Annotated in this window: 22 protein-coding genes; 15 read left to right on the top strand and 7 right to left on the bottom strand. The window is 65.6% G+C overall.

Features of this window, described 5'->3' with window-relative positions:
- The first annotated feature begins 86 nt into the window (after positions 1 to 86).
- Both JQ603_RS23440 and JQ603_RS23435 read left to right on the top strand, forming a co-directional pair.
- Entirely contained in the window at positions 87 to 623 is a 537-nt protein-coding gene (locus JQ603_RS23440) for a SixA phosphatase family protein (RefSeq protein ID WP_212342937.1), read from the top strand.
- Between the two features lie 76 nt (positions 624 to 699).
- Entirely contained in the window at positions 700 to 1,125 is a 426-nt protein-coding gene (locus JQ603_RS23435; RefSeq protein ID WP_018642845.1) for a universal stress protein, read from the top strand.
- A gap of 1,031 nt (positions 1,126 to 2,156) precedes the next feature.
- On the opposite strand, the gene JQ603_RS23430 is transcribed toward JQ603_RS23435, so the two are convergent.
- Positions 2,157 to 2,393 (bottom strand): DUF1127 domain-containing protein, encoded by a 237-nt coding sequence (locus JQ603_RS23430; protein ID WP_212342935.1) that lies wholly within the window; start codon positions 2,391 to 2,393, stop codon positions 2,157 to 2,159.
- 186 nt (positions 2,394 to 2,579) lie between these two features.
- Here JQ603_RS23430 and JQ603_RS23425 point away from each other — a divergent pair, with 186 nt between their 5' ends.
- On the top strand, positions 2,580 to 3,923 hold the full coding sequence (locus tag JQ603_RS23425; protein WP_212342933.1) for a PLP-dependent aminotransferase family protein: 1,344 nt from the start codon (positions 2,580 to 2,582) through the stop codon (positions 3,921 to 3,923).
- A 13-nt stretch (positions 3,924 to 3,936) separates the two neighbouring features.
- Here JQ603_RS23425 and JQ603_RS23420 read toward each other — a convergent pair whose 3' ends face one another.
- Positions 3,937 to 4,518, bottom strand: coding sequence for a hypothetical protein (locus tag JQ603_RS23420; RefSeq protein ID WP_212342931.1), 582 nt, complete (start codon positions 4,516 to 4,518; stop codon positions 3,937 to 3,939).
- A 64-nt stretch (positions 4,519 to 4,582) separates the two neighbouring features.
- Between JQ603_RS23420 and JQ603_RS23415 the strand changes: the two genes are divergently transcribed.
- The gene (locus tag JQ603_RS23415; RefSeq protein WP_018642849.1) at positions 4,583 to 5,017 is read left to right on the top strand and encodes a hypothetical protein; all 435 of its coding nucleotides are present in this window, start codon (positions 4,583 to 4,585) and stop codon (positions 5,015 to 5,017) included.
- 4 nt (positions 5,018 to 5,021) lie between these two features.
- On the opposite strand, the gene JQ603_RS23410 is transcribed toward JQ603_RS23415, so the two are convergent.
- From JQ603_RS23410 to JQ603_RS23400, 3 genes are all read right to left on the bottom strand, one after another.
- The gene (locus tag JQ603_RS23410; RefSeq protein WP_212342926.1) at positions 5,022 to 7,421 is read right to left on the bottom strand and encodes a bifunctional diguanylate cyclase/phosphodiesterase; all 2,400 of its coding nucleotides are present in this window, start codon (positions 7,419 to 7,421) and stop codon (positions 5,022 to 5,024) included.
- A 112-nt stretch (positions 7,422 to 7,533) separates the two neighbouring features.
- Positions 7,534 to 8,943: an MFS transporter gene (locus JQ603_RS23405; RefSeq protein WP_212342924.1), complete on the bottom strand. Its 1,410-nt coding sequence runs from the start codon at positions 8,941 to 8,943 to the stop codon at positions 7,534 to 7,536.
- A 289-nt stretch (positions 8,944 to 9,232) separates the two neighbouring features.
- On the bottom strand, positions 9,233 to 9,739 hold the full coding sequence (locus tag JQ603_RS23400; RefSeq protein WP_212342923.1) for a ferritin-like domain-containing protein: 507 nt from the start codon (positions 9,737 to 9,739) through the stop codon (positions 9,233 to 9,235).
- 428 nt (positions 9,740 to 10,167) lie between these two features.
- Here JQ603_RS23400 and JQ603_RS23395 point away from each other — a divergent pair, with 428 nt between their 5' ends.
- The 8 genes from JQ603_RS23395 (at position 10,168) to garD (ending at position 21,551) form a co-directional block, all read left to right on the top strand.
- On the top strand, positions 10,168 to 11,250 hold the full coding sequence (locus JQ603_RS23395; protein ID WP_212342922.1) for a lysylphosphatidylglycerol synthase transmembrane domain-containing protein: 1,083 nt from the start codon (positions 10,168 to 10,170) through the stop codon (positions 11,248 to 11,250).
- Between the two features lie 86 nt (positions 11,251 to 11,336).
- Positions 11,337 to 13,289, top strand: a complete 1,953-nt coding sequence (locus JQ603_RS23390; RefSeq protein WP_212342921.1) for a hypothetical protein — start codon at positions 11,337 to 11,339, stop codon at positions 13,287 to 13,289.
- 306 nt (positions 13,290 to 13,595) lie between these two features.
- Complete coding sequence (locus JQ603_RS23385) at positions 13,596 to 14,948, top strand: MFS transporter (RefSeq protein ID WP_212342920.1); 1,353 nt, start codon at positions 13,596 to 13,598, stop codon at positions 14,946 to 14,948.
- Between the two features lie 122 nt (positions 14,949 to 15,070).
- Positions 15,071 to 15,976, top strand: a complete 906-nt coding sequence (locus JQ603_RS23380; RefSeq protein ID WP_212342919.1) for a LysR substrate-binding domain-containing protein — start codon at positions 15,071 to 15,073, stop codon at positions 15,974 to 15,976.
- Positions 15,977 to 16,105: 129 nt separating this feature from the next.
- On the top strand, positions 16,106 to 17,050 hold the full coding sequence (gene kdgD, locus JQ603_RS23375) for a 5-dehydro-4-deoxyglucarate dehydratase (RefSeq protein ID WP_212342918.1): 945 nt from the start codon (positions 16,106 to 16,108) through the stop codon (positions 17,048 to 17,050).
- A gap of 26 nt (positions 17,051 to 17,076) precedes the next feature.
- Complete coding sequence (gene gudD / locus JQ603_RS23370; protein ID WP_212342917.1) at positions 17,077 to 18,420, top strand: glucarate dehydratase; 1,344 nt, start codon at positions 17,077 to 17,079, stop codon at positions 18,418 to 18,420.
- Between the two features lie 24 nt (positions 18,421 to 18,444).
- Entirely contained in the window at positions 18,445 to 19,893 is a 1,449-nt protein-coding gene (locus JQ603_RS23365; RefSeq protein WP_212342915.1) for an aldehyde dehydrogenase family protein, read from the top strand.
- Between the two features lie 116 nt (positions 19,894 to 20,009).
- Positions 20,010 to 21,551, top strand: coding sequence for a galactarate dehydratase (gene garD / locus JQ603_RS23360; protein ID WP_212342913.1), 1,542 nt, complete (start codon positions 20,010 to 20,012; stop codon positions 21,549 to 21,551).
- 4 nt (positions 21,552 to 21,555) lie between these two features.
- Here the strand turns inward: garD and JQ603_RS23355 are convergent, their stop codons facing one another.
- Both JQ603_RS23355 and JQ603_RS23350 read right to left on the bottom strand, forming a co-directional pair.
- Positions 21,556 to 22,296 carry a hypothetical protein gene (locus JQ603_RS23355; protein ID WP_212342911.1) on the bottom strand — a complete coding sequence of 247 codons (741 nt, stop codon included), beginning with the start codon at positions 22,294 to 22,296 and terminating at the stop codon, positions 21,556 to 21,558.
- Positions 22,297 to 22,302: 6 nt separating this feature from the next.
- Positions 22,303 to 23,190, bottom strand: coding sequence for a MipA/OmpV family protein (locus JQ603_RS23350; RefSeq protein ID WP_245003795.1), 888 nt, complete (start codon positions 23,188 to 23,190; stop codon positions 22,303 to 22,305).
- 57 nt (positions 23,191 to 23,247) lie between these two features.
- On the opposite strand from JQ603_RS23350, the gene JQ603_RS23345 reads away from it, so the two are divergent.
- From JQ603_RS23345 to JQ603_RS23335, 3 genes are all read left to right on the top strand, one after another.
- Entirely contained in the window at positions 23,248 to 24,213 is a 966-nt protein-coding gene (locus JQ603_RS23345; protein ID WP_245003794.1) for a response regulator transcription factor, read from the top strand.
- Positions 24,210 to 25,574: a sensor histidine kinase gene (locus JQ603_RS23340; RefSeq protein ID WP_212342906.1), complete on the top strand. Its 1,365-nt coding sequence runs from the start codon at positions 24,210 to 24,212 to the stop codon at positions 25,572 to 25,574. The genes JQ603_RS23345 and JQ603_RS23340 overlap by 4 nt, the downstream gene beginning before the upstream one ends.
- A 193-nt stretch (positions 25,575 to 25,767) precedes the next feature.
- Complete coding sequence (locus JQ603_RS23335; RefSeq protein ID WP_212342904.1) at positions 25,768 to 26,037, top strand: hypothetical protein; 270 nt, start codon at positions 25,768 to 25,770, stop codon at positions 26,035 to 26,037.
- The last annotated feature ends 47 nt before the right edge of the window (positions 26,038 to 26,084 follow it).

Genomic DNA, 26,084 nt, shown 5'->3' with positions numbered 1-26,084 from the left:
CTTAAAATACCAACCGGGCGCCTGTCACCTTGTCCTCAACCGGCGCCTGTAGATTATCCAGGACGTGGAACGATTCGAGAATGCCAATGCGCCGTTTGATGCTGCTGCGTCACGCCAAGACAGAGACTGACGCGCCAAGCGGCCGTGACCAGGATCGCCGCCTCGACGACCGCGGCCACAAGGATGCCGCCCAGATGGGCGACTGGATCGCCAGCCACCCGCCCTTCCCCAATGCCGTGCTGGTGTCGCATGCCGTCCGCGCCCGGCAGACCTGGGACATCGCCTGGCATACGATGAAGGACCGCGTCCCGGCGCCGCAGGTCGAGGTCCTGCCAGAACTCTACGGCGCCGATCCCGCGCAGCTCCTGGAATCCATTCGCACTGCAACGATTCCCGCCGATCCGAAGCGGTTGCTGCTGGTCGGGCACAATCCCGGCATGCACGAGATCGCCCTGATGCTGATCGGCGGCGGCGATCAGACCGGCGCCAAGGCGCTCGCCCACAACCTGCCCACGGCGGGGCTTGCGATCTTCGACTTTGACGTCAAGGATTGGGGGGACGTGGCCTACCGCCACGGCAAGCTGGTGCTGTTCGTCAGCCCCAAGCTGCTTCGATCGGGCTAGAGACGCGCGGGCGCCGTCTCGACCGGTTGATCCAGCTTGGTCACAAGACTTCCTGACCGGAAGACTGGAGGCGCAGATGTTCAAGTCCATCCTCGTGCCCATCGACCTCGCCGACACCGATCTCGCCAAGCCGGCGATCGCGACCGCGGCAACGCTGTCGCAGACCTGGAGCGGCACTGTGCGCCTGCTCAACGTACTGCCGATGACGCCGGTGATGCTCGCCGAATACGTCCCGGCCGATTTCGACGAACAGCAGCGCCAGACCTCCGAGGAAGCCCTCGCCATCGTCGCGCGCGAATCCGGCATCGAGCCTGCTCGCATCTCCAGCGTGGTGCGCCAGGGCGGCATCTACCACGAGATCCTGGAAGAAGCCGTGCACATGAAGGCCGATTTGATCGTGATGACCTCGCACAGGCCTGCGATGCGCACCTACTTCCTCGGCTCCAATGCCGGGCACGTCGTGCGCTATGCCAAGTGCTCCGTGCTGGTGGTCAGGCATTGAGGGGAGCACCGGGCTCGTAGCCCGGATGGAGCGCAGCGCAATCCGGGGCCGCTCTGTCCGTGTGGATGGAATCCCGGATTACGCTGCGCTCCATCCGGGCTACGAAGCTATGCGACTTCAAATTTTTCGGCGTAGATTCGCAGGACGCTGGATGTCGAAGACATCTCCAGCCGATAGCAGCGTAGCATGTCTAGCGTTACGCCGAGCGGCCTCCACCGGTCTCGAATCGATGTTAAGCCCGGATCGTCTTCGATCAACGAAGCGCTGAGAACTCGCTCGTCGGCGATAATGCCGAAATTCATGTCGGCCGTCATGGCATAGCAATCGCGAAAAACACGGTTGCGCGGCCGCCGTCAGGCCAAATGACTTGAACGCGAATCTCGTCACGAGCCCCAGGGTCCCGCCGATCAATCGTCAGTTCCAGCAACGCGGCATCGTGCCAAGGCAGAGAGTCGAAGCTGTCGACCATCGTCTAAACCTCAAATACCTGTCCGCGCAATCCTAGCTCGGGCGAAACAAGCCGCGAGGCTGCAAAGGTGTGCCTGCAAATCCGATGGATTGAGCTCTTGCAAAACCTATCATGCTTCCGTGTATTCAAAAGTGTGCTGGGTTTCGCTTCGCTCTAGCCATCCTACGAGAACTATCCAAGACCGTCACCCTGAGCGCGAACCATGCGACGCAACGCGTCGCGTGGAGAGCCTCGAAGGGCGACGGCCCGGCGGCATCTCGGCCGTTCATCCTTCGAGGCTCTCAGCACGATGCTCCGCACCGCGCTACTCGTGCCTCAGGATGACGGGATGGATACTGCCTCCGCGGAGAGATTCTGGATTGCTTCGCTGCGCTCGCAATGACGACGTTGAGGCAAGTGTGCGCGAAAACTAGGTTTCGTGCCCCGGACGTAGCGCAGCGCTACTTCAGCGGCGCGCTGCAGAGCCGGGGCCCATGCTGCAGCGAGTGCGGGCCCGCTGGGTCCCGGCTCTGCGCCGCAGCGCTCGCGCGCTGCGTCGCGTCCGGGACACGAGAGTGGCGTTTTACAGATACCGCGACAGCTCGGCCTTGAACTGCCCGTAGACGGCGTCCTCGATCTGGCTGCGATTGATGCCGATGTCGCGCAGGGCGCGGTCGTCGAGCTCGTTCAGGGTCTTGACGGCGGAGCGGCGCTCCAGGCGGTCGAACAGCGCATAGGCGGCGGTGACGAGCGTGCCAAAAAATCCGCTCGAGGAGGATGGGCGTAAACTCCGCCCGGCAGTTTGCGAGATCGTGGTCATGTTTCTTCTCCGGCGTATCGTCCCGCGCGGCGAAGCAGGTGCCGTTGGCACGGACGCACTCAGCGCCTGCACCTCATTTGCCGTCGGATTGCTCTCGCTCTCCTCGGCTCAATCGCGGAACTTGATGAAACTTAAATGCTCCAGTACACTTCTCGGAGCAAGTAAAACATTGCTCTCGGTGCAATAATGTCCAAGTTCGAGTACGTGAAGCTTGCCGATGCCATTGCCGCGGATATCTCTAACGGCACGTTAAGGCCCGGCGACCGGCTGCCGCCGCAGCGCAATTTTGCCTATGATCGTGGCATTGCGGTCTCGACCGCGAGCCGGGTTTATACGGAGTTGCTCCGCCGCGGCCTCGTGGTCGGCGAGGTCGGCCGCGGCACCTTCATCTCCGGCGACATCAGGCGCGAGGTCGAGGCGCTGAGTGAGCCGCGCGACGCTCGGATCGATTTCGAGGTCAATTATCCGTTATTGCCGCAACAATGGGCCATGATCGCCAAGAGCCTCGCGGGTCTCGAGCGCGTCGACGCGCTCGAATCGGCGCTGCGGGTCTCGACCAGCACCGGCACCAAGAGCGCGCGCAATGCGGCCGCGGCCTATCTCGCGCGCAAGGATTTCATGCCGCAGGCCGAGCAGATCGTCTTCACCGCCAACGGCAAGCAGTCGCTCGCGGCCGCGCTCGCCGCGCTCGTCCCCACCGGCGGGCGCTGCGGCGTCGAGGCGCTGACCTACCCTTACGTCAAGAGCATCGCCGCGCGGCTCGGCATCACGCTGGTGCCGATTCCGATGGACGAATTCGGCGCGCGTCCCGATGCGATTCAGAAAGCGCATCGCGAGGCGCATCTGTCGGCGCTGTACCTCCAGCCGATCATTCAGAACCCGCTCGGCGTCACCATGAACGCGACGCGGCGCGCCGACATCATGCGCGTCGCCGAGAAGCTCGATCTCACCATCATCGAGGACGCCGTCTACGGCTTCCTCGCCGACGACACGCCGCTGGCCGCACTCGGGCCGGACCGCTGCATCGTGATCGACAGCCTGTCCAAGAAGGTCGCGCCGGGCCTTGCACTCGGCATCCTCGTCACCCCGCCTCACTTGCGCGAGAGCGTGATGAGCGCGGTCCGCACCGGCGGCTGGATCGCTTCCGGCCACGCGCTCGCGTCCGGCCAGCGGCTGATGGCCGACGGCACCGTCGCCGAGCTGACGCGGCTGAAGCGCATCGACGCCGCACGCCGCCAGCAGACCGCGGCAAGGCTGCTCGCCGGCTACCAGATCGCGGCCGACACACGCGCATATCATCTGTGGTTGACGTTGCCGCCGCACTGGCGCTCGCAGACCTTCGTCGCGGCCGCAGCGAGGCGCGGCATCGCGCTGACGCCGTCCTCGACCTTCGCGATTGCGCATGGCCATGCACCGAACGCGGTGCGGCTCGCGCTCGCCCCGCCCACCCCGGAGCAACTCGATTCCGGCCTGCGCACGATCGTCTCGCTGCTCGGCACCAAGGAAGAGGATTTCGACTCGACAGAGTAGCGCACCGTGGGGACTAAGGCAGCAGGGCCTTCGGCACGCGATCGAAACTGTAGCGCTGCGGCTGGTTGCGCCGCACGAAGCCGCCGACCTGCCAGGCGAACAGCGCGGCGAAGCCGAGGATGAACAGCACACCGGCGAATTCGCCGATCATGAGGGCGCGGATCAGGAGCCCCGTCATCGCCACGGCGAGCACCGCCAGGAATGCCAGCACGGCCGCATAGGTCTTGCGGCCGAGACCTGCGGTCAATTCCGCGCGGCTGCCCGCTTTCGCCATCCGCGCGTGGAGCTCGATCAGAAAATCGCGAAAACCGTTGTCCTGCGGCGCCATCAGGGCCGCGGTCTGCCAGCTCGTCGACAGGATGGCGATGCGGCCGCCCTTGGCGTGGCGGACATCGGCGCGAAAGCGATGCTGCTGCATCGACACCGGACGGAACGACAGCCGGATCGCCGAGATCTCGTCATAGCGCCACAGGCCCGAACGTCCCGCGATGTGCCAGGACAATCCCTCCTCCGTCAGCTCGAAACGATGCGCCGAGCCGATCAGTGACGCCTTGTAGGCGTAGCTCGTGGCCGCCTCGGCTCCCGAAACCTGCATCTCGAATTCAATCCCGTCCGCGATGTGCTTGCGCGATCGCCCTCGCCCATCCTACAAGCGAGGCATGGCTGAGACGACCTTTTTTCCGCGTCGCCTGATTCTCGGCGCCGCAATGATCTCCGGCGTGCTGCTCGCGCTCGCGGTGCACATGCTGGGCGCGCGCTACGGTCTCGACCTCGGCGGTCTCTGGCGCTCCGACACGCATGAGTTCATTCCGGCCGGCGCGGCGATCGCCTGGTGGCTGATCGCAACGGTCGGATTCTCCGGCGGCTATTTCACAGCGAGCCTGATGCAGAGCGCCGTCTCCGGCCAGATCCCGCAGCGGATGCGGCAGTTCCTGATCGCGGTCGGCGTGCTCCTGCTTGCGGGTGCCGGCCAGGTCGCCTCGGCGCCGAGCCCGATCCCGACCGTCTCGGGCGTGCTGGCTGGCCTTGCCGCATTGTGCCTCGGCGCCGTGATGGCGTTCTGCGGCGCGCATTTCGCGTTGCGCCGCGGCTGATCCTTCAGGCCGAGGCGCGCAGCCGCGGCCGGTCCAGCATCATCGCCACTTCCGAGGCAGGCCGCGGCTTGCTGAACAGATAACCCTGCGCCTGCGTGCAACCCTCGCGCCGGAGCAGTTCGAGCTGCGCATCGTTCTCGACGCCTTCCGCCGTGGTGACGATCCCGAGACTGCGGCCAAGGCCGGTCACGGCGCGGATGATCGCCATGGAATCCTCGCGCGTCGCCAGCTCCGACACGAAGGAGCGGTCGATCTTGATCTTGTCGAACGGGAAGCTGCGCAGATAGCTCAGCGACGAATAGCCGGTGCCGAAATCGTCGAGCGAGATCCGCACGCCCATGGCGCGCAGCTCGTGCAGCGTGGTCAGCGTCGCCTCGCTGTTCTGCAGCAGCACGGACTCGGTGATCTCGAGCTCGAGGCGGTGCGCCTCAAGTCCCGAGGCGGCCAGCGCCGCGGTCACGGATGCGATCAGGTTCGGGCTCTTGAACTGCACCGGCGACAGGTTGACGGCAACGTCGATATCGTCGGGCCAGGTGGCCGCGTCGGTGCAGGCGGAGCGCAGCACGAATTCGCCGAGCTGGACGATGAGTCCGGTTTCCTCGGCGAGCGGAATGAAGCTGATGGGAGCGATCAGGCCGCGCTGCGGATGATTCCAGCGCAACAGCGCCTCGAAGGCGACGACCCGGCCGCTGGCGACGTCGCGGATCGGCTGATAGTACGGCTGGAACTCGTCGCGCTGCAGCGCTGCGCGCAGATCCATTTCCAGCAGGCGCCGCGCCTGCGCGCGCGCATCCATGCCGGTCTCGAAGAAGCGATAGGTGCCGCGGCCGTCCGCCTTGGCGCGGTACAGCGCGAGATCGGCGTTCTTGAGCAGCTCGTCCGGATTGTCGCCGTCCTGCGGCGACAACGAGATGCCGATCGAAACACCGATGACGATCTGATGGTCGTCGATCTCGTAAGGCGCCGAGATCACCTCGACGAGGCGGCCGGCAAGCGACCGCGCAGCGGCTTCCTCCGACCGTCCGATCTGGACCACCGCGAATTCGTCGCCGCCAAGCCGAGCCACCGTGTCGTGCTCGCCGACCGTGGCCTTCAGCCTGCGACCGACCTCCTTGAGCAGCGCATCGCCGATGGGATGGCCGAGCGAGTCGTTGATGTCCTTGAAATGATCGAGATCGAGACAGAGCACCGCGAGCTGATCGTCCGATTTCGCCCGGTGCAGTCCCTGCTCGAGCTCCTCGTGGAACAGCACGCGGTTCGGCAGGCCGGTCAGCGCGTCATGGCGTGCCATGTGCGTGATCTTGGCCTGGGCCTCCAGCCATTCGGTGATGTCCTCGAAGGTCGCGACCCAGCCGCCGCCCTGCATCGGCTGGTTGACGACGCGGATGGAGCGGCCGAACCGGTTGACGACGTCGGTCGTGGTGCGGCCCTCGCGCGCATCGGCGACGAGCCGCGCGAAGAATTCATCGGCATCGCCCAGCCACTGGCCCTTGGCCTGCTCTTCCCTGAGCACGTCGACCAGCAGACGGCCGGTGAGCGCGATGTCGGTACGGCGGAGCATCGACGCATATCGCTCGTTGAACAGGATGATCTTGCCGTCCGCATCGAACATGCACAGCCCCTGCGACATGTTCTCGAGCGCGGAGTCCAGCACCAGCTGCTGGCGTCCCAGTTCGCCCTTGGCGCGGCGGTCGAGCAGCGCGGAAGCGAGCGCAATCGCGATGATCGCAACCGCGGCGGTGGCGGTGAGGAAGGACATCGAGGCAGGCGGAACCGCGAGCCCGCTGATCGCCAGCGTCGGGTCCGGCGTCAGCAGCACGGCGCCCATCGCGGTGAAATGATGTGCAACGATGGCGAGCGTCAGCAAGGCGGTCGCGCTCAGCGCATGGGAGAGATCGTCGCGTCGCGCGGCGACGAACAGCGCGAGTGCAGCAAAGACAATTCCGAGCAACACCGAAACGGCAACAGTGCTTCCGACCCAGTCCACGCGGGCCGGCATCTCCAGCGCCGCCATGCCGGTATAATGCATCGCCGCGACACCGCCGCCGACGATGGCGCCGCCGACGACGACCCAAGCCGCGCGCGAGGACGATACCGCGATGCTCAGACCCACGAAGGTTACGGAGATCGCAAGGATCAGCGAAAGGATCGTGACCGGGATGTTGTAGGCGCCGGCGCCGCCCGGCCCATAGGCGAGCATCGCGATGAAATGCGTCGCCCAGACGCCGCATCCGCTGACGGCAGCATCCAGGGTGATCCAGGCGAGGCGTCCCGGGCCCCGCGTCGCGCGCGCCCGGTGAAACAGGCTGATCGCTGCGGCGCTCGCGAGCAGGCACACCGCTCCGCCCAGCGCGACCAGTCGCCAATCATGCTCGTCGGTGAGACAGTAAAGAACTTGATACATTGCCGGCCCCTATGGACCCGTACTTCAACCGACAGAGGTGGACGATCGGTAACCGGCTATGTGCTGGTTCCGCGGATGGTGAACGGGAGATGTGTTCATTCGCTCGGATTGTTCATCCTCGCGAGGGCGCGCCGATCCCGATCGCGGCGGCAGCGAGCAGCAGGACGCAGGCCGATACGGCCAGCGACGCGTGCAGCCCGGCCATGAAGCCCCCCTCCGAAGCCACCAGCGAGCCGAACAGCGCAACGCCGAGCACGCTGCCGGTCTGCCGCGTCGCGTTCAGGACGCCCGCCGCGATGCCCGAGCGCGCCTTCTCGACGCTGCCCAGCAGGGTCGAGGTCAGCGGCGGCACCAGCAGCCCGAGTCCGCCGCTGATCGCGATCATCTGCGCGCAGATCATCCAATAGCGCGTGTCAGGTGCGATCCAGAGCAGGCCGAGACAGCCCAGCGCCGAGATGCAGGCGCCGACCACGATGGTCGGGCACGCGCCGATACGCTCGGCGAGAACCGGCGCCAGCAGATTGACCGGAAGCACCGCCGCCATCATCGGCACGAAGGCGAGCCCAGTCCACCACGCCGACAGCCCGTTGATCCGCTGGAAGTACAGGCTGAGCACGAAGATCAGTCCGTAGATCGCGATGTTGACGAGCAGTCCGACCAGCGCGGTCAGGGTAAACAGCCGGTGACCGAACAGCGCCAGCGGCAGCATCGGCTGCGCCGCGCGGCTTTCCCGCCAGACGAACAGCACGCCCAGGACCAGGGCCGAAGCGAAGGCCGCGAGCACGGCCGGATGATCCCAGCCAAGCGCGCCGCCCTCGATGATCGCGCCGGCGAGCGCCCCCAGCGCGCCGATCGCTGCGAGCTGGCCGGGCAGATCGATCTCGCGCGAGCGCGCTTGCGTGGTCTCGGTTGCGTGGCGCCAGGTCAGCCAAAGGCCCATGAGGCCGATCGGGAGGTTGACGAGGAAGATCGCGCGCCAGCCGACCAGCGTGATCAGCGCGCCGCCGACGAAGGGACCCGCGGTGAGCGCAAGGCTGGCGCCGGCAGCCCAGATTGCAACGGCCCGGCCGCGCACGCGATCGTCCGTATAGGCATGATTGAGCAGCGCCAGGGAATTCGGCACCAGGATCGCCGCCGCCAGCCCCTGGACCAGTCGCGCCGCGATCAGCACGATCGCATTGGGCGACAGCGCGCAGGCGAGCGAGGCCGCCGTGAAGATGGCGAATCCGGCCATGAAGACGCGCTTGGCGCCGATCCGGTCGCCGAGCGCGCCGGCCGTCAGGATGAACGCGGCAAAGGCGATGGTGTAGGCGCTGACCACCCATTGCAGCTCGGTGACACCGCCGCCGAGCGTCTTGCCCATCGCATCGAGCGCGGTGTTGACGATGGTGACGTCGAGCTGCACCACGCCATAGCCGAGGCTCATTGCGGCAAGCGTCAGCGAAGTCGCAAGACGCGAGCCGGCACGCCGTGCGCCGGCTTCGTCGCCGAAGGCTTCATATTTGATGGTGCTCACGCGCATGCTGCCACCTCGGTTGCAGCCCCATGCGAAACATACGCCGCCGATCCGCTGTCATGTTTCGACAATGGACGAAGGATCGATGTGTGGCGAACGCCCTTGCCTGACATTCATTGTCATGCCCCGCGAAGGCGGGGCATCCAGTACGCCGCGGCTTCTGCGTAATCACTGCTGTCTCTGGAATACTGGATTGCCCGCCCGAGCGCGCAAGTGCGCACAAGGGGGCGATGACAGAGTCTATGTGGCGGCAGCGCCGCGGATCACCGCGACGCACTCCGCAAGCGACCTCGCCCTAACTTGCCGCGCGCAGATTCACCTTGCTCTCGGCAAGCGCCGTCAGCTTCTTGTCGGTCGCCTTCTCTTCCTCCAGCGTCTTGGCCAGCACGGTGGCACAATCGTTGCGGCCGAGCTGCTTGGCCCAGGCGATCAGGCTGCCGTAACGCACGATCTCGTAATGCTCTGCAGCCTGCGCCGCGTTGATCAGCGCGGCGTCGAGCACCGCCTTGTCGGCGACTTCGCCGGCGGTCTCATCAGCCTCCTCGATGATGCCGTCGATCGCCGGGCAGTCGACTGCCTTCACGGCGACACCGTGCATCTTGAACACTTCCTCGAGCCGCTTGACATGTTGCTTGGTTTCTTCGAGGTGCGTCAAAAAGCCCTGTTTCAGTTGCGGATCGGTGGCCTTGCTGGCCAATTTCGGCAGCGCCTTGGTGAGCTGCTGCTCGGCGTAGTAGATGTCCTGGAGCTGGTGCACGAACAGGTCGTTCATGGTCTTGATGTCCTTTGTGAACAGTCCCATCGTTCCAATCCTCTTGCGTTTCGGGAACACGGAGGCGGCGGCTTGCACGAAAAGCCCGTTATTCCGCCATGTTCGGTTGCTGATGGGCCGCTAACGAGCGCCCGGCATCGACGTTCCATAAAAGCCCGCATCGCTTGAGCTGGAACAATGCAGGCGGTAGCTCGATATGAAATCGTGCCGGTATGTGAACGTACGATCCGGGCCGATCTGCCGACTCATATGCTTAACGCGCGGTCCGATGTGAACCGCATATGACAAAAGTAGCTGGTCTGGCGCAGAACCTATCCTTGTCAAGGGCTGCACAAGTCACCGTTTTTGCCTTAAATGAGCTGGATCATATCTAGCGATCGACACTTGCCTTCGGCAACGATCGCGCCCGACTGGCCAATGCCCGGCCGGGTCGGTCTTGCCCCCCGCCGGGAGGATGAATGCACGGACTGCTGCCCGCGCTGAAACGCGGCTTCAAGAGATGGATTGGCTGGCGACGGCTCGGAATTGCCGCGAGCGTCTTCATCATCGCCTTCGCGATCACAACGCTGGTGCGGACCCTCAAGGGCATCGATACCGGCGTCATCCTGACCGCGTTAACCGAGATTCCCCGCGGCAGCATCGGGCTGGCGGCGATCTGCGTCTTCTTCGCGTTCTGTACGCTGACGTTCTATGACTTTTTTGCACTGCGAACGATCGGCAAGAAGCATGTTCCCTATCGCATCGCAGCGCTCTCCAGCTTCACGTCCTATTCGATCGGCCACAACATCGGCGCCACGGTGTTTACCGGCGGTGCGATCCGCTTCCGGATCTATTCGGACTACGGGCTGAACGCGATCGACGTCGCGAAAATCTGTTTCCTGTCGGGCCTGACCTTCTGGCTCGGTAACATCTTCGTGCTCTCGATCGGCATGGCCATCCATCCGGATGCCGCGTCCTCGATGGATCAGCTCCCCTCGTCGCTCAACCGGTTGATCGCGCTGGGCGGCCTCGCCTCGATCGGCGCTTATCTGGTCTGGCTCTGCATGGGCGAGAAGCGGCGCGAGCTCGGCCAGAAGGGCTGGAAGGTGGTGCTGCCCTCGGCGCCGTTGACGCTGGTGCAGATCCTGATCGGCGTGGTCGATCTCGGCTTCTGCGCCACGGCGATGTACCTCTTGATGCCGGCCAATCCGCCGATCGATTTCCTCTCGCTCGCCGTGGTGTTCATCCTGGCGACCCTGCTCGGCTTCGCCAGCCACGCGCCCGGCTCGATCGGCGTGTTCGACGCCGCCATGCTGGTGGCGCTGCCCGAATTCGGCCGTGAGCAGCTTCTGGCAACGCTGCTGGTGTTCCGCCTGCTCTATTTCGTGATCCCGTTCGGGCTCGCTATCTCCATCATGGGCGCGCGCGAGCTCTGGATGAACGTGGTCGAGCCCTGGCAGGAGCGGCGGCGGCTGGCGGAAGCCTGCGCCCAGGCCAATCTGCCCAAGCAGGTGACGCCGATGGAGCGCGAACGGCTGCTGCGACAGGCGAATAAACGGTAGGCTGCGATCTGGGGCCGGAGGGGTTGCCGGCAGGGATGCAATCCTCTCTTATTTCCGCCTCAACTTTGCCGTTGAAAACGCGGGCCATGATCCCTGTATCCCTTCGCACCCTCTCCGCAAGCCTCCTGCTGCTTGCCGGAATTCTGACCGCTTTGCCGCTTCCGCGCGCGGCGGCGCAGGATGCCGGCGCCATGCAGATCTCCTGGGAGGTGCGCAACCGCTTCCGCCTGTTCCGCGAGGAGCGCGACTTCCTGCTCCATGTCGAGAACGCGCGTAACCGCAGCATTCTGGCCGCCGAGCAGTCACTGGAGCTCCAGAGCGAGGGGCGAGGCTGGGCCCGCAACATGGTCAACCGGCTCTGCATCGACCTGCAGGGCCGGGTCAACCAGCCCTGCACCCGCGACAACGTCAAAGAGAATTACCTCACCCCGATCGACCACCCGGTAACCGTGCGCCTCGTCGGCGCAGTGCCGGTCGGGGCCACCTGCGCCTGGTCGTTCGACGATGGCGACGGACCGCAGACCTCGACTTTCGACTGCGCCGAGCCGGTCAATTTGCGCGTCCGCTACGGTAAGCAGACGGTTGCGACCGTCGACGTCTCCGCCGGCTCCGACCCGACCCAGCGGGTCCAGACCGAGATCCAGGTGCGAGACATCTTCGTCGCCGGACTCGGCGACAGCATCGCCTCCGGCGAAGGCAATCCGGACCGGCCGCTGGCGCTGTCGGACGAAGGCTTCTGCTTCCGCTCCTATCTCGGCACCGCCGGTGCGCAGTATTACCGGCCGAGCCGCGCCGGCTACAAGGGCGGCCGCGCCTGCGAGGCGCCGGACACCCTCGCCAACTGGCAGCACTACAGCGCGCTGTGGTTCAATGCACCCTGCCACCGCTCGCTCTACAGCTATCAGGCCCGCACCGCGCTGGCGCTCGCTGTGCGCTACACCCACGTCGCCGTGACCTATCTGCCGCTCGCCTGCACCGGCGCCAGCATCGGCGACGGTCTCTTGGGCTCGCAGCGCGCCCGCGAATGTCCACCCGGCAAGACCGGCGTCTGCAACACCAGCGTGAACGCGCAGGTCGCCGAGCTGCGCGAGGCGCTCACCGCGGCCAAGAAACGCCAGCCGGACCGCACGCTCGATCTCGTGCTGCTGTCGGTCGGCGCCAACGACGTTTATTTCTCCGGCCTCGTCGCCGACGTCATCGTCGAGACCGCGACCGAGCGCGCGCTGTTCCGCCGCTCCGGCGTGATGGCGAGCGTCGACGATTCCCGCGACGCGCTGGCGCGCGAGCTGCCGCAGAATTTCGTCAAGCTGCGCGAGGCCTTGAAGCCGCTGGTCGGCGGCGACCTCTCACATGTGGTCTATGTGTCCTACGCCAATCCCGCGCTCGCCGACGGCGGCGTGCCCTGCCGCGGCGGCCGCGCCGGCTTCGACATCCATCCCTCCTTCAACGCAGATCCGCAGCGCCTCGCGCGCGTCTCGACCTTCGTCGACACCGAGTTCCTGCCGCAGCTGAAGGGGCTCGCCACCTGCACCCGCGGTGCGCTGTGCCGCGATCCCGAATCCGACCGCATGACCTTCGTCGACGCCCATCAGGCCGCGTTCGCCGACCACGGCTTCTGCGCCCATTCCGGCAACGATCCCGAATTCGACCGCAGCTGCTTTGCCGAGAACGGCCAGAGCTTCAACCCCGACATCGTCAGCGCGGCGAGCCAGCCGATGCTGTGCGGCCGCGGCGCCTCGGAGTATCGCGCCTACCTGCCGCGCGCGCGCTGGATCCGCGACGCCAATGACAGCTATTTCGCCGCGATGACCTATCCGCAGGGCCTGCCGGCCGCGAGCCAGCCGACCGACATCCACGACGCCACCTGGGGCGTGCTCTCCGCCGTCTACGGCGGCGCCGTGCATCCGAGCGCCGAAGGCCACGCCGCAATGGCGGATGCGGCACTGCCCGCCGCGAGCACCGTGCTCGGCCTCGATGCCGTGCCGCCCAACGTGACGCGCGGGTTTCTGCCGCAATTGCTGCCGAGCGCGCAGCAGTAGGCCGCGCGGCCGTCGTAGCTCGCCACACCCTCGGTGTCATCGCCCGCGCAGGCGGGCGATCCAGTACAGACGTGATTGAATCGAGACGCCGCGGCGTACTGGATTCCCCGCTTTCGCGGGGAATGACAGTTGAGTGTTGGCGCTAGCTCGCTTGCGCATTCTCACGATTTCACGATCGTTCCCCCAACCTGCCGTTCCATCAATCCAAAAACGGCATCGATCGATACTCCCTTGAACTTGGACACCTTGCCGCACGCGCCTCTAGGACTCGCCTTGAGGAAACATTTCGAGTTCTAAGGAGGCGCAATGAGCGCAGTGGTGTCCGCAGCGGACGTGAGGAGGTCTCGCGTCAGGCTGTTCATCGTGACCATGCTGTTCCTGGTCACCACCGTGAATTATGCCGACCGCGCCACGCTGTCGATCGCCGGTCCCGCACTCTCCAAGGAGCTGCATCTCGATCCCGTCGCCATGGGCTGGATCTTCTCGGCTTTCGGCTGGTCCTATGTCGCGGCGCAGGTGCCGGGCGGCTGGCTGCTCGACCGCTACGGTTCGCGCCTCGTTTATGCCTTCAGCATCATCATCTGGTCGCTGTTCACGCTGATGCAGGGCTGGGTCGGTTTCCTCAGCGCCGGCGCTGCCATCATCGTGCTGTTCGCGCTCCGCCTCCTTGTCGGCGTCGCGGAAGCGCCATCCTTTCCCGCCAATGCACGTATCGTCGCGGCCTGGTTTCCCGGCAATGAGCGCGGCACCGCGTCGGCCTTCTTCAATTCCGGGCAGTATTTCGCCACCGTGATCTTCGCGCCGCTGATGGGCTGGATCGCCCATTCTTACGGCTGGCGCTTCGTGTTCTTCGTGATGGGCGCGCTCGGTGTCGTCATGGGCCTCGTCTGGCTCAAGACCATCTATGGCCCGAAGGAGCACCCCTCGATCAATGAGGCGGAGTTCGACTACATCAAGGAGGGCGGCGCGCTGGTCGATCTCGACGCGCCCAAGGACGATCAGCTGCGCGAGCGCGCGCCCGAGGCCGGCTCCGGCTGGGATCACATCCGCCAGCTGCTCTCCAACCGCATGATGCTTGGCGTCTATCTCGGCCAGTACTGCATCAACACGCTGACCTATTTCTTCCTGACCTGGTTTCCGGTCTACCTCGTCAAGGAGCGCGGCCTGTCGATCCTGCAAGCCGGCTTCGTGGCGACCCTGCCCGCGCTGTGCGGCTTCATCGGTGGCGTGCTGGGCGGCATCATCTCCGACGCCATCCTGCGCAGGACCGGCTCGCTCACCATGGCGCGCAAGATTCCGATCGTCGGCGGCATGCTGCTGTCGATGTCGATCATCGCCTGCAACTATGTCGACGGACAGGCGATGGTGGTCGGCTTCATGGCGCTCGCCTTCTTCGGCAAGGGCATCGGCGCACTCGGCTGGGCGGTCGTCTCCGATACCTCGCCGAAGGAAGCCGGCGGCGTCTCCGGCGGCCTGTTCAACACCTTCGGCAACCTCTCCTCGATCACCACCCCGATCGTGATCGGCTACATCCTGGCCGCGACCGGCTCGTTCAACGGCGCGCTGGTGTTCGTCGGGGCCAACGCGCTGGTGGCCGCCTTCGCCTATCTCGTCATCGTCGGCAAGATCGAGCGGGTGACGCTCAAACGTTCCTCCTGAGGGCTCCCATGGGAGCTTGACCAGGCAACTCAACGGCGGCTTCACGGCCGCCGTCTTTGTTTTGGGGATGATCGATGCTAGAAGTGCCGGGGAAACGCCTTATCCATCTAAGGCATGTATCGATGTTCGACCTCAACCAGCTCCGCTGTTTCGTCACGGTGGCGGAGGAATTGCATTTCGGCCGCGCCGCCGCACGGCTCAACATGACCCAGCCGCCGCTGTCCCGGCAGATCCAGGTGCTCGAGCACATCATCGACGCGCCGCTGCTGGAGCGTACCAGCCGCTCGGTGCGCCTGACGCCTGCGGGACGCAGCTTCCTGCCCGAAGCCCGCCGCATCCTGAAGCTCGCGGAAAGCGCCTCGCAGGTCGCCCGCCGCATCGCGCTCGGCAAGACCGGCTCGCTGAAGATCGGCTTCACCGCGGCCGCCGCCTACGGCTTCCTGCCCGAGCTCGTCGCCGCCTGCCGCGCCAAGCTGCCCGAGGTGGACTTCTCGCTGAAGGAGATGGTGTCGGGCGACCAGTTCGAGGCGCTGACATCAGGCCAGATCGACGCCGGCCTGCTCCGGCCGCCGATCGCCCGCCCCGAGCTCACCAGCCGCCGCGTCGTCGCCGAACCCCTGCTCGCCGCGATCCCGAAGAAGCATCCGCTCGCCAATGCCGAGAGCATCACCATCAAGGACTTCGATGACCAGCCCTTCGTGATGTATTCGCCCTATGAGAGCCGCTACTTCCATGATCTCTTGGTGGCCCTCTTCACCCGCGCCGACGTGCTGCCGCGCTACGTGCAGCATCTCAGCCAGATCCACTCCATCCTCGCCATGGTCCGCGCCGGCCTCGGCCTTGCCATCGTGCCGGCGGCGGCCGCGAGCCTGAAGATCTCCGACGTGCGGCTGCGTCCCCTGAAGCTGCGCACCCGCGTCCCGGTCGAGCTGTTCATGGTCTGGCGCCGCGAGGACGAGAACCCGTTGCTGTCGGCACTGGTCAAAATCGCCGGTGAATTGTCCTCCGCGGATGCCGTGGACGATTGATGCTGAATTCGCATCGGTCGATATAGGCTTTGGCTTGGACGCGCATCGAACGGTTGCCTAAACCACGGCGCATGGACGCGCAGCCTTCTGCTTGCGTCCTCCACAACACGCAATAAGGGAGCCGCGCCCATGAGCAAGATGACCCCGCAGGAAATGGCCCAGAAGATCGGATCGGGCCTCCTGTCCTTCCCCGTCACGCCGTTCAAGGCTGACTATTCCTTCGACGAGGCCACCTACCGCGCCAACATGGATTGGCTGTGCGGCTATGATGTCGCAGGTCTCTTCGCCGCCGGCGGCACCGGCGAGTTCTTTTCACTGACCCCGACCGAGGTTCCTGAGGTCGTCAAGGTCGCCGTCGACGAGACCAAGGGCCGCGTGCCCGTGCTCGCCGGCACCGGGTATGGCACCGCGATCGCCCGCGAGATCGCGATCGGAGCGGAAAAGGCCGGTGCCGACGGCCTCTTGCTGCTGCCGCCCTACCTCACCCATTCCGAGCAGGAAGGCCTTGCCGCCCATGTCGAGGCGGTCTGCGCTTCCGTGAAGATCGGCGTCATCGTCTACAACCGCGACAACGCCATCCTGCAGCCCGATACGCTCGCGCGTCTCGCCGAGCGCTGCCCGAATCTCGTCGGCTACAAGGACGGCATCGGCGACATCGAGTTGATGACCCGCGTCTACACCAAGCTCGGCGACCGCCTCACCTATGTCGGCGGCCTGCCGACCGCGGAAACCTTCGCGCTGCCCTATCTCGACATGGGCGTGACGACGTACTCCTCGGCCGTGTTCAACTTCGTGCCGGAATTCGCCACCAACTTCTATGCCGCCGTGCGCAAGCGCGACCATGCGGCGATCCACGCCGGCCTGAAGGATTTCATCCTGCCGCTGATCGCGATCCGCAACCGCAAGAAGGGTTATGCGGTCTCGATCATCAAGGCCGGCATGAAGGTGATCGGCCGCGATTCCGGCCCGGTCCGCCCGCCGCTGACCGATCTCACCGAGCAGGAGATCGCGGAATTGGCCGCGCTGGTGAAGAAGCTGCCCGCCGCACGATCGTCACAACAGGCTGCAGAATAGCAGCCGACAACAGGGAGGAGCGTGCGATGGCCGAGACCAATATCTCCGGCGCACCGGTCGTCACGGCGATGCAGGTGATCCCGGTCGCGGGCCGCGACAGCATGCTCCTCAACCTCAGCGGCGCGCATGCGCCGTTCTTCACCCGCAACATCGTCATCCTCACCGACAATGCCGGCCACACCGGCGTCGGCGAGGTGCCGGGCGGGCAGAAGATCTGGCAGACGCTGCAGGACGCCCGCGATCTCCTGATCGGCAAGACCGTCGGCGCGATGAACAACATCCTCGCCGACATCCGCACCACCTTCGCCGACCGCGACGCCGGCGGCCGCGGCAAGCAGACCTTCGACCTGCGCGTGATGATCCACGCGGTCACCGCGATCGAATCCGCCCTCCTCGACCTGCTCGGCCAGCATCTCAACCTGCCGGTCGCCGCCCTGCTCGGCGAAGGCCAGCAGCGCAAGAGCGTCGAGACGCTCGGCTATCTCTTCTTCGTCGGCGATATCAGCAAGAGCAAGCTCGACTACGTCACGGGCGAGACCGGCAAGGCGGAATGGTTCAACCTCCGCCACCAGGAGGCGATGACGCCCGAGACCGTGGTTCGGCTCGCGGAGGCCACCCACGACCATTACGGCTTCGCCGACTTCAAGCTGAAGGGTGGCGTGCTGCGCGGCGAGCAGGAGATCGAGGCCGTCACCGCGATTGCGAAGCGTTTCCCGAACGCGCGCGTCACGCTCGACCCCAACGGCGCCTGGTCGCTGGATGAGGCGATCAACCTCTGCAAGGACATGCACGGCATCCTCGCCTATGCCGAGGACCCCTGCGGCGCCGAGGCCGGCTTCTCCGGCCGCGAGATCATGGCCGAGTTCCGCCGCGCCACGGGCCTGCCGACCGCGACCAACATGATCGCCACCGACTGGCGGCAGCTCTCCCATGCGCTGCGCCTGGGCGCGGTGGACATTCCGCTGGCCGACCCCCATTTCTGGACAATGCAAGGCTCGGTCCGCGTGGCCCAGACCTGCCGTGACAACGGCCTGACCTGGGGCTCGCACTCCAACAACCATTTCGACATTTCGCTCGCCATGTTCACCCATGTCGGCGCCGCCGCCCCCGGCAGGGTCACCGCGATCGACACCCACTGGATCTGGCAGGACGGCCAGGCCCTGACCAAAGAGCCGCTCCAGATCAAGGGCGGCAAGATCGCCGTCCCGGACCGCCCGGGACTCGGCATCGAGATCGACCGTGCCGCCATCGAGGCCGCGCATGAGCTCTACAAGAAGCATGGACTTGGCGCCCGGGATGACGCTATGGCCATGCAGGACTTGATCCCCGGCTGGACGTTTGACGACAAGCGTCCCTGCCTCGTCCGTTAAAGAGCGTTCCCCTGGAGGAAAAAGATGACTGCGATCCTTAAAAACTTCATCGGCGGCGAATGGGTCGACGGCTCCGGCGTCACCAAGAACATCAACCCCTCCAACACCAACGATCTCGTCGGCGAATACGCCAAGGCCGATAAGGCGCAGACCGAGAAGGCGATCGCCGCCGCCAAGGCCGCCTTCCCTGCCTGGGCGCAGTCGACCCCGCAGGTGCGCTACGACGCGCTCAACAAGATCTCGACTGAAATCCTCGCCCGCAAGGAAGAGCTTGGCCGCCTGCTCGCCCGCGAGGAAGGCAAGACGCTGCCGGAAGGCATCGGCGAGGTCGCCCGCGCCGGCCAGATCTTTGCGTTCTTCGCCGGTGAAGCGCTGCGCCTGATCGGCGAAAAGGGCGCCTCGGTGCGCCCCGGCCTCGACGTCGAGCTCACCCGTGAGCCGGTCGGCGTCATCGGCATGATCACGCCCTGGAACTTCCCGATCGCGATCCCCGCCTGGAAGATCGCGCCGGCGCTCTGCTACGGCAACACCGTGGTGTTCAAGCCGGCCGAGCTGGTGCCCGGCTCGGGGCACGCGCTGTCCGAGATCATCACCCGCTCCGGCATTCCCGCCGGCGTGTTCAACCTCGTCGTCGGCTCCGGCTCCGTCGTCGGCCAGACCCTCCTCGATCATCCTGATGTAGCCGCGATCTCCTTCACCGGCTCGGTGCAGACCGGTCGCAAGATCGCGCAGGCCTGCGTGCTCTCGAACCCGATGAAGAAGTTCCAGCTCGAGATGGGCGGCAAGAACCCGCTGGTCGTGCTCGACGACGCCGACCTCAAGACCGCCGTCGAGGTCGCCGTCAATGGCGCCTATTTCTCCACCGGCCAGCGTTGCACGGCGTCCTCGCGCCTGATCGTCACCGAAGGCATCCATGACCGCTTCGTCGCTGCGGTGGCCGAGCGGCTGAAGGGCCTGTCGGTGGACGACGCGCTCAAGGCCGGAGTGCATATCGGCCCCGTGGTCGATCAGAGCCAGCTCGACCAGGACCTGCGCTACATCAAGATCGGCCAGGACGAAGGCGCCAAGCTCGCCTTCGGCGGCGAGCTGCTCAAGCGCGAGAACCCCGGCCACTACCTCGCGCCGGCGCTGTTCACCGAGGCCAACAACAACATGCGCATCGCGCGTGAGGAAATCTTCGGCCCGGTCGCCGCCGTCATCCGCGCCAAGAACTACGAGGAGGCGCTGGCGATCTCCAACGACACCGAGTTCGGCCTCGCCTCCGGCATCTGCACCACCAGCCTGAAATACGCCTCGCACTACAAGCGCAACAGCGAGTCCGGCATGGTGATGGTCAATTTGCCGACCGCCGGCGTCGACTATCACGTGCCGTTCGGCGGCCGGAAGGGTTCGAGCTACGGCGCCCGCGAGCAGGGCTCCTATGCCCGCGAGTTCTATACGACGGTGAAGACGGCTTATACTTTCCCGGGCTGATAGGCTGACATCGTAGGGTGGGTTAGCGCAGCGTAACCCACCTCTTCTGCTTCCAAGGATGAAGACATTGGTGGGTTACGCTGCGCTAACCCACCCTACAAATCCCGGAGTCCGCGATGGACCAGGACGTCGCAGCGAAAGAGCAGCCCCGCTACATCAAGCTCAACGAGCGCGACAACGTCGCGATCGTGGTCAATGATTTCGGGCTTCCCGCCGGCTCCCGCTTCGCCAGCGGACTGACGCTGCGCGCCTTCGTGCCGCAGGGACACAAGACGGCGCTGGTCGACATCGCGCAAGACGCGCCGATCATCCGCTATGGCGAGATCATCGGCTACGCGCTCTCGCCGATCCTCGCCGGCGAATGGGTGGACGAGGCGCGCATCCGCATGCCGGAGGCCCCTGCCCTCGACAAGCTGGAAATCTCCACCGCCGTCCCGGCTCCGCTGCCGCCGCTCGAAGGTTTCACCTTCGAAGGCTACCGCAATCCGGACGGATCGGTCGGCACCAAGAACATCCTTGGCATCTCCTCCTCCGTGCAATGCGTCAAGGGCACGATGGAATATGCGGTCAAGCGCATCCGCGCCGAGCTGCTGCCGAAGTATCCGAACGTCGACGACGTCGTGCCGCTCACACACGCCTATGGCTGCGGCGTCGCCATCACCGCGCCCGACGCGGTGGTGCCGATCCGCACCCTGCAGAACCTCGCGCTCAACCCGAATTTCGGCGGTGAGATTCTCGTCGTCGGCCTCGGCTGCGAGAAGCTCGCGCCCGAGCGACTGGTGCCGGAAGGTGTCAGCGATGCCATCGTGCGCATGCAGGACGAGGCCTTCGACGGTTTTGGCGCGATCGTCGATGCGATCATGACTCAGGCCGAGGCGCGCCTGAAGGTGCTCAACACGCGCAAGCGCGAGACCTGCCCGGCTTCCGATCTCGTCATCGGCCTGCAATGCGGCGGCAGCGACGCCTTCTCCGGCGTCACCGCGAACCCCGCCGTCGGCTTTGCCGCGGACCTCCTGGTGCGCGCCGGCGCCACCGTGATGTTCTCTGAAGTGACCGAAGTGCGCGACGCCATCCAGCTGCTCACCCGCCGCGCCATCAACGAAGACGTCGGCCGCGCGCTGGTGCGGGAGATGGCCTGGTACGATTCCTATCTCGCCCGCGGCGGCGCCGACCGCAGCGCCAACACCACGCCCGGCAACAAGAAGGGCGGCCTCGCCAACATCGTCGAGAAGTCGCTCGGCTCGATCGTGAAGTCCGGATCATCAGCCATTACCGGCGTGCTCTCGCCCGGCGAGAAGGCGACGCAGAAGGGCATGCTGTTTGCGGCAACGCCGGCGTCCGACTTCATCTGCGGCACGCTGCAGCTCGCCTCCGGCATGACGCTGCAGGTGTTCACCACCGGTCGCGGCACGCCCTACGGCCTTGCCGCCGCGCCCGTGATCAAGGTCGCGACCCGCAGCGAGCTCGCACGGCGCTGGAAGGACCTGATCGATTTCGATTCCGGCAGCATCGCCACCGGCGAGAAGACCATCGAGGAGTGCGGCTGGGACCTGTTCCGCCTCATCCTCGACGTCGCCTCTGGCCGCACCAAGCCGTGGTCGGACCGCTGGGGCATCCACAATGATCTCACGTTGTTCAATCCGGCGCCGGTGACCTAAGGGGTCACTGGCTGTCGATCAGGTGCATATCGCCCAGCGTGACGGGCAGGCTGCGCGTGATGAGATCGGCAATTGCGGTACGCAACCGCTCCCCTGAAGCCGGGCCGCCAAACGTCTCGTCGACCGGTCCGCTCGGGCCGGCAATCCGCACGGTCCCGGTATTGTCGAGCGGCGCAGCCACCCGCTTCTCGATGACGTCGAACGACTTGCCGTCGATGACGCGGACTTCGTAGAGCGCGTGGATCAGGCCGTAATCCGCAAGCAGCGTCCGGTATTCGGCGAGCCCGACGCCCTCGACGTTGCGGCCGTTGCCAAGCTTCGATCTTGCCCGGGTGACGACGATGTACGCATCCATCCCCTGCGGCGCGACATCGCTGCGAACCAATTCCTTGAACGGATCGCTGCGCAGGAGATTGACGGGCGCGACCGCCGAATCCCTGATGGCTGCGAACGCAGCGCGCCTGTAAGTCACCGGCTGCACGCGAAAGCGTCCGCTCAAGAGCTTCGTCGCCTGCTGGACGATCAACTCGTCCAGTCCCCATGCGCTGATCGAGAGGCTTTGCGCGGTGTTGCCGAGCCCGGTCAGGCCGGCGCGCGTCAGGCTCATCTCCTCGCCGATGGCCGAGACGATACCGACGGTCTTGATCGCCTGCAGCCGGCTCGCGCGCGTCTCGAATGCGGCGGCGGCACCGAGGATGGCGGACGCGACCGCGAGGCCAATCCATAGAACAGCAATGCGACGCATGGCGGCTCATCGAATCCTGAAATCGAACGAATAGGACGCACCCAGGCCAACAGTGGTCTGGTTCGACGATCCCCGCTGCTTCACCAGCGGGCTGTCCGCGGCATCGCCCAGCAGCTTCTCGTATTCGACATAGGCATGGACCTCCCACTGCGGATTGATGCGATAGGAGATCTGGCTGCCGAAGCCGACCGAGTGCGCGCCGCCTCTGGCATTGTACATCGGCAACCCCGATGCCAGCGCCTGCACGGCGTCGACGCCGAAATAGGGCGCGGTCGCCTTGGTGCTCTTCCAGGTGAAGCGCGGGCCGGCCGAGATCGTTAGTCTCTCGATCAGCGGCACGATGGCGTCGGCGGAGACGTCGGCCACCGCGCCGGTGTGGCCACCGAAACCCTGACGCAACTCGCTGCGCAGGCGCAGCCAATCCACCGGATAATATTCGACGAAGCCGCCGAGCTCATAGGCGGCCTTGACGTCGCCAAGACCGGTCAGCTCGGCATATTTGTCGCTTTTGCGCGAGGAAACGTATTTGAACGCAGGGCCCGCGCGAAAATTGCCGACGTCGAGCACCGCGATGCTGGCGCTGTCGCGCGGCCCGCGAAACTGATCGATCGAGCCGGCACGGCGGATGGTGAAGATCGGAATCGGGAGAAACTTGCTGTTCTTCGACCCGACGAAGTCAGGTGTGTATTCGCCGCCGATACCGACCACGACGGTCCAGTTTCCGGACGGCGACGGCAGCATCGGCAGCTCGAATGGCGGGGCCGGCAGCGTGAACGCGGTCTGCGCCGATGCCGATTGCGCGGTCGCCGTGATCGCAGCGAGCGCGACAAGACAGGCGGTCGTCCGCCGCGCCTTCACCGTGAGGCGGAGAGCGGCTTCGTCAATATGCTTCATTTCAGGGCCCCGGACCGGCCTTACTGGCCGAGTCGACTGTGTGATCAGGAGCCCAGCATGTGGTCCGGCAAAATTGCCCCAAGATTGCAACGGGCAACCGTGCCCGCGACATTCCGCGCGCGGGGTGCGCGGCCGGATCAACATTGCCCGAACATTGCCCGGCACGCGTTCACGCCCACAACTTTTGACCGCGCCTGCCGCTCAGCCCGTTCGTTCCTGCCTTTTATTCGCCAAGCTCGCTGCATTAAACGGAACTCGCGCACGAACCGAACCGCCGGACTTCGGGCAGAGAGCGTCAACGTTGGGGGCATTGTGGCCCCAGGAGAGTCAGGGACGACCCGCGTGCGATCGCTCGTGATCGAAGACGAACCGCAGATCGGCGCCTATATCAGCCGCCTGCTTGGACAATTGCACGGCGTCGTCGATCTCGTCGGCTCGGTTGCCGATGCCCGTCAGGCGCTGGACAATTTCAAATATGATCTCGCGATCGTCGATCGGATGCTGCCCGACGGCGATGCACTCGAGGTTGTCACCGCGCTGAGCCAGTCACCGGATCGCCCTGCGATCATCATGCTGACGTCCAAGGACACCAAAGAAGACGTCGTCGACGGCCTCAATGGCGGCGCCGACGACTATCTCGGCAAGCCGTTCGAGCCGCAGGAGCTGCTTGCACGGGTGCGCGCCGTGTTGCGGCGGCCCCGCCTGCTCGCGCCTGCCGTGCTGTCGCTCGGCAATGTCGAGCTGCATCTCGGCAGCAATGAAGTCGTGGTCGCCGACAGGAAGATACTGCTGCGGCGGCGCGAGGCGCTGATCCTGGGCGCGCTGCTGATGCGGCGCGACCGCGTCATCACCCGCGCCGCCCTGATCGAGGAAATCTACGGTTTCGACGACGAGATCGAATCCAACACGCTCGAGGCGCAGGTGTCGCGCCTGAGGAAGAAGTTGGCGGCCTTCGGCGGCGACGTCGAGATCCGCAGCATGCGCGGCATCGGTTACATCCTGCGGCTGGCAGCGCCGCGATGACCTCGATCGCACGAACGTTTGCGCTGTCGCTCGGCATCGCCGCGACGACGATCTTCCTGATCATGCTCGGCCTCTTCATGTGGCGCTATCCGATGGAGGAGCGCGAATTCAGGGCTTGCCGGGTCGTGGTTGCCGTTCTCGACCGCGCCACCGATATCGAAGGGCAGAACCTCACGGTGCGCCCGACGCGCGCCCTCGAAGAGCTGAAGGCGGACAGCCCGAACCTCTGGTACGTCGTATCCGCCGGCGACGTGGTCAGCGAGTACGGCAGCGAACGCCGCCCCGCCCTCCCCTTCGCATTTCCCTATCACGGACCAATCGGCGCCTCAGTCTTCAACACGCTCGACCAGAAGAGCACCTTCTGCCTCGCCGTCGTGCAACGAGGTTCGTTGCAGCTCACGATGATGGTCGGCGAGCCCCAGGTCCGGTTCGGCCGGATCGCAAGAAACTTTCTCATCCGCAGTGTCTTTTCAATCATGCTGCTGGCGCTGGCCTTTGCCGCGACCGTTGCCGTCGGCGCGGCGCTGGCCGCGCGTTTCGTCTCACGCGGTATCGAACGGGTCGCGCATCGCGCGCTCGCGATCGACCCTGCAGCACCGCAAGGCCTGATATCGCTGTCCGAGGTCCCCCGCGAACTGAAGCCGCTGGTCGAGGCGCTCAACCGCGCCTTCGGCGAGATCGACGCCTATATCCGGATGCAGCGCCGCTTTCTCGGCAATGCCGCCCATCAGCTCCGCACGCCGCTCACGCTGCTGCGCGCGAAGATCGACGACGTGCCCGATCCGGCCCTGAAGGTCGAGCTGGTGCGGGACGTTCGCCGCCTCACCTCGCTGGTGTCCGCGATGCTCGACCTCGCGCGCCTGCAGAATCACGCGATCGAGAAACGACCGATCGATCTTGCCGAGATCACGCTTGAGGTGCTGGCCGATTTCGGGCCGTCGGCGCTCGACGCCGGCATCGAGCTTGCGCTGGAGCGGGCTGACGAAGGGCCATTCCGGGTGCAGGGCGTGGACGCTGCCATCCGCAGTGCGCTCGCCAATCTCGTCGGCAACGCGCTCATCCATGCCCGTGGCGCGCGACGCATTGTCGCCACGCTCGGCCGCGGCAGCATATCGGTCGAAGATGACGGCGCAGGCCTGCCCGACGGCGCGGCGCACAAGCTGCTGGAGCCGTTTCAGACCGGCAACGGCGCAGGCGGCGGCGCCGGTCTCGGCCTGTCGATCGTCCGCGAGATCATGGCCGCCCATGGCGGCGACCTCGTCATCTCTTCTGCACCCGGTTGCGGCACGACAATGCGCCTGTGCTTTCCCGAGGCGACCACGGCAGCGAGATCTCCGCAGCTCGATCTGCAAGAGCGCTGAGCGAGGCGCATCGGCTTCGCGCGCGAAACCGTCCGGAAACATTGGCGCGAAAAACTTCTTCCTCGTTTCATCCTTTCGCACCAAGCAACCAATATGTGCGCCGGCGGCAACAGGAATGTTCGCACGCGAGCGAACCTGCCCCGGCATCAACGCGACCAAACCTCCGATTGACATCTTTCACGGAGATTTTCCAATGCGCGTTCTCTCGATGATTGCCATTGCCGGTGCAATGATTGCCAGCTCGGCCGCTGCATTCGCCAGCGAGCTTCCCTCCTACGAAGTGAAATCGTTTCCGATCTCGACGACGCAGGTCCAGGTGCTCGGCGGCGCCGGCGTCGAGGAACAATCGACCGCGCCCGCGATGATCGTCGCCGGCATGCCCGCCTCGCCCGCGCAGGTGTCGGTGCTGTCGCCGCGCGTCAAGCAGCTTGCGAGCGCGAATGCGCAGAGCGAAGCGCGCTGAGCGGTCGCATCCAGGCGCACCGCGCCATTCTCTCATTCACGCATCCG

Origin of the sequence: Bradyrhizobium liaoningense, assembly GCF_018130825.1 — a bacterium.
Taxonomy (GTDB): Bacteria; Pseudomonadota; Alphaproteobacteria; order Rhizobiales; family Xanthobacteraceae; genus Bradyrhizobium; species Bradyrhizobium liaoningense_B.
The sequence above is the reverse complement of the archived record's forward strand: the minus strand, read 5'-3'. Positions and strand labels throughout refer to the sequence as shown.

Excerpts from the sequence above, each read along its gene's own strand:
- JQ603_RS23440 (WP_212342937.1), top strand. The coding sequence starts at position 87 with ATGCGCCGTTTGATGCTGCTGCGTCACGCCAAGACAGAGACTGACGCG.
- JQ603_RS23435 (WP_018642845.1), top strand. The coding sequence starts at position 700 with ATGTTCAAGTCCATCCTCGTGCCCATCGACCTCGCCGACACCGATCTC.
- JQ603_RS23430 (WP_212342935.1), bottom strand. The coding sequence starts at position 2,393 with ATGACCACGATCTCGCAAACTGCCGGGCGGAGTTTACGCCCATCCTCC.
- JQ603_RS23425 (WP_212342933.1), top strand. The coding sequence starts at position 2,580 with ATGTCCAAGTTCGAGTACGTGAAGCTTGCCGATGCCATTGCCGCGGAT.
- JQ603_RS23420 (WP_212342931.1), bottom strand. The coding sequence starts at position 4,518 with ATGCAGGTTTCGGGAGCCGAGGCGGCCACGAGCTACGCCTACAAGGCG.
- JQ603_RS23415 (WP_018642849.1), top strand. The coding sequence starts at position 4,583 with ATGGCTGAGACGACCTTTTTTCCGCGTCGCCTGATTCTCGGCGCCGCA.
- JQ603_RS23410 (WP_212342926.1), bottom strand. The coding sequence starts at position 7,421 with ATGTATCAAGTTCTTTACTGTCTCACCGACGAGCATGATTGGCGACTG.
- JQ603_RS23405 (WP_212342924.1), bottom strand. The coding sequence starts at position 8,943 with ATGCGCGTGAGCACCATCAAATATGAAGCCTTCGGCGACGAAGCCGGC.
- JQ603_RS23400 (WP_212342923.1), bottom strand. The coding sequence starts at position 9,739 with ATGGGACTGTTCACAAAGGACATCAAGACCATGAACGACCTGTTCGTG.
- JQ603_RS23395 (WP_212342922.1), top strand. The coding sequence starts at position 10,168 with ATGCACGGACTGCTGCCCGCGCTGAAACGCGGCTTCAAGAGATGGATT.
- JQ603_RS23390 (WP_212342921.1), top strand. The coding sequence starts at position 11,337 with ATGATCCCTGTATCCCTTCGCACCCTCTCCGCAAGCCTCCTGCTGCTT.
- JQ603_RS23385 (WP_212342920.1), top strand. The coding sequence starts at position 13,596 with ATGAGCGCAGTGGTGTCCGCAGCGGACGTGAGGAGGTCTCGCGTCAGG.
- JQ603_RS23380 (WP_212342919.1), top strand. The coding sequence starts at position 15,071 with ATGTTCGACCTCAACCAGCTCCGCTGTTTCGTCACGGTGGCGGAGGAA.
- kdgD (WP_212342918.1), top strand. The coding sequence starts at position 16,106 with ATGAGCAAGATGACCCCGCAGGAAATGGCCCAGAAGATCGGATCGGGC.
- gudD (WP_212342917.1), top strand. The coding sequence starts at position 17,077 with ATGGCCGAGACCAATATCTCCGGCGCACCGGTCGTCACGGCGATGCAG.
- JQ603_RS23365 (WP_212342915.1), top strand. The coding sequence starts at position 18,445 with ATGACTGCGATCCTTAAAAACTTCATCGGCGGCGAATGGGTCGACGGC.
- garD (WP_212342913.1), top strand. The coding sequence starts at position 20,010 with ATGGACCAGGACGTCGCAGCGAAAGAGCAGCCCCGCTACATCAAGCTC.
- JQ603_RS23355 (WP_212342911.1), bottom strand. The coding sequence starts at position 22,296 with ATGCGTCGCATTGCTGTTCTATGGATTGGCCTCGCGGTCGCGTCCGCC.
- JQ603_RS23350 (WP_245003795.1), bottom strand. The coding sequence starts at position 23,190 with ATGAAGCATATTGACGAAGCCGCTCTCCGCCTCACGGTGAAGGCGCGG.
- JQ603_RS23345 (WP_245003794.1), top strand. The coding sequence starts at position 23,248 with ATGTGGTCCGGCAAAATTGCCCCAAGATTGCAACGGGCAACCGTGCCC.
- JQ603_RS23340 (WP_212342906.1), top strand. The coding sequence starts at position 24,210 with ATGACCTCGATCGCACGAACGTTTGCGCTGTCGCTCGGCATCGCCGCG.
- JQ603_RS23335 (WP_212342904.1), top strand. The coding sequence starts at position 25,768 with ATGCGCGTTCTCTCGATGATTGCCATTGCCGGTGCAATGATTGCCAGC.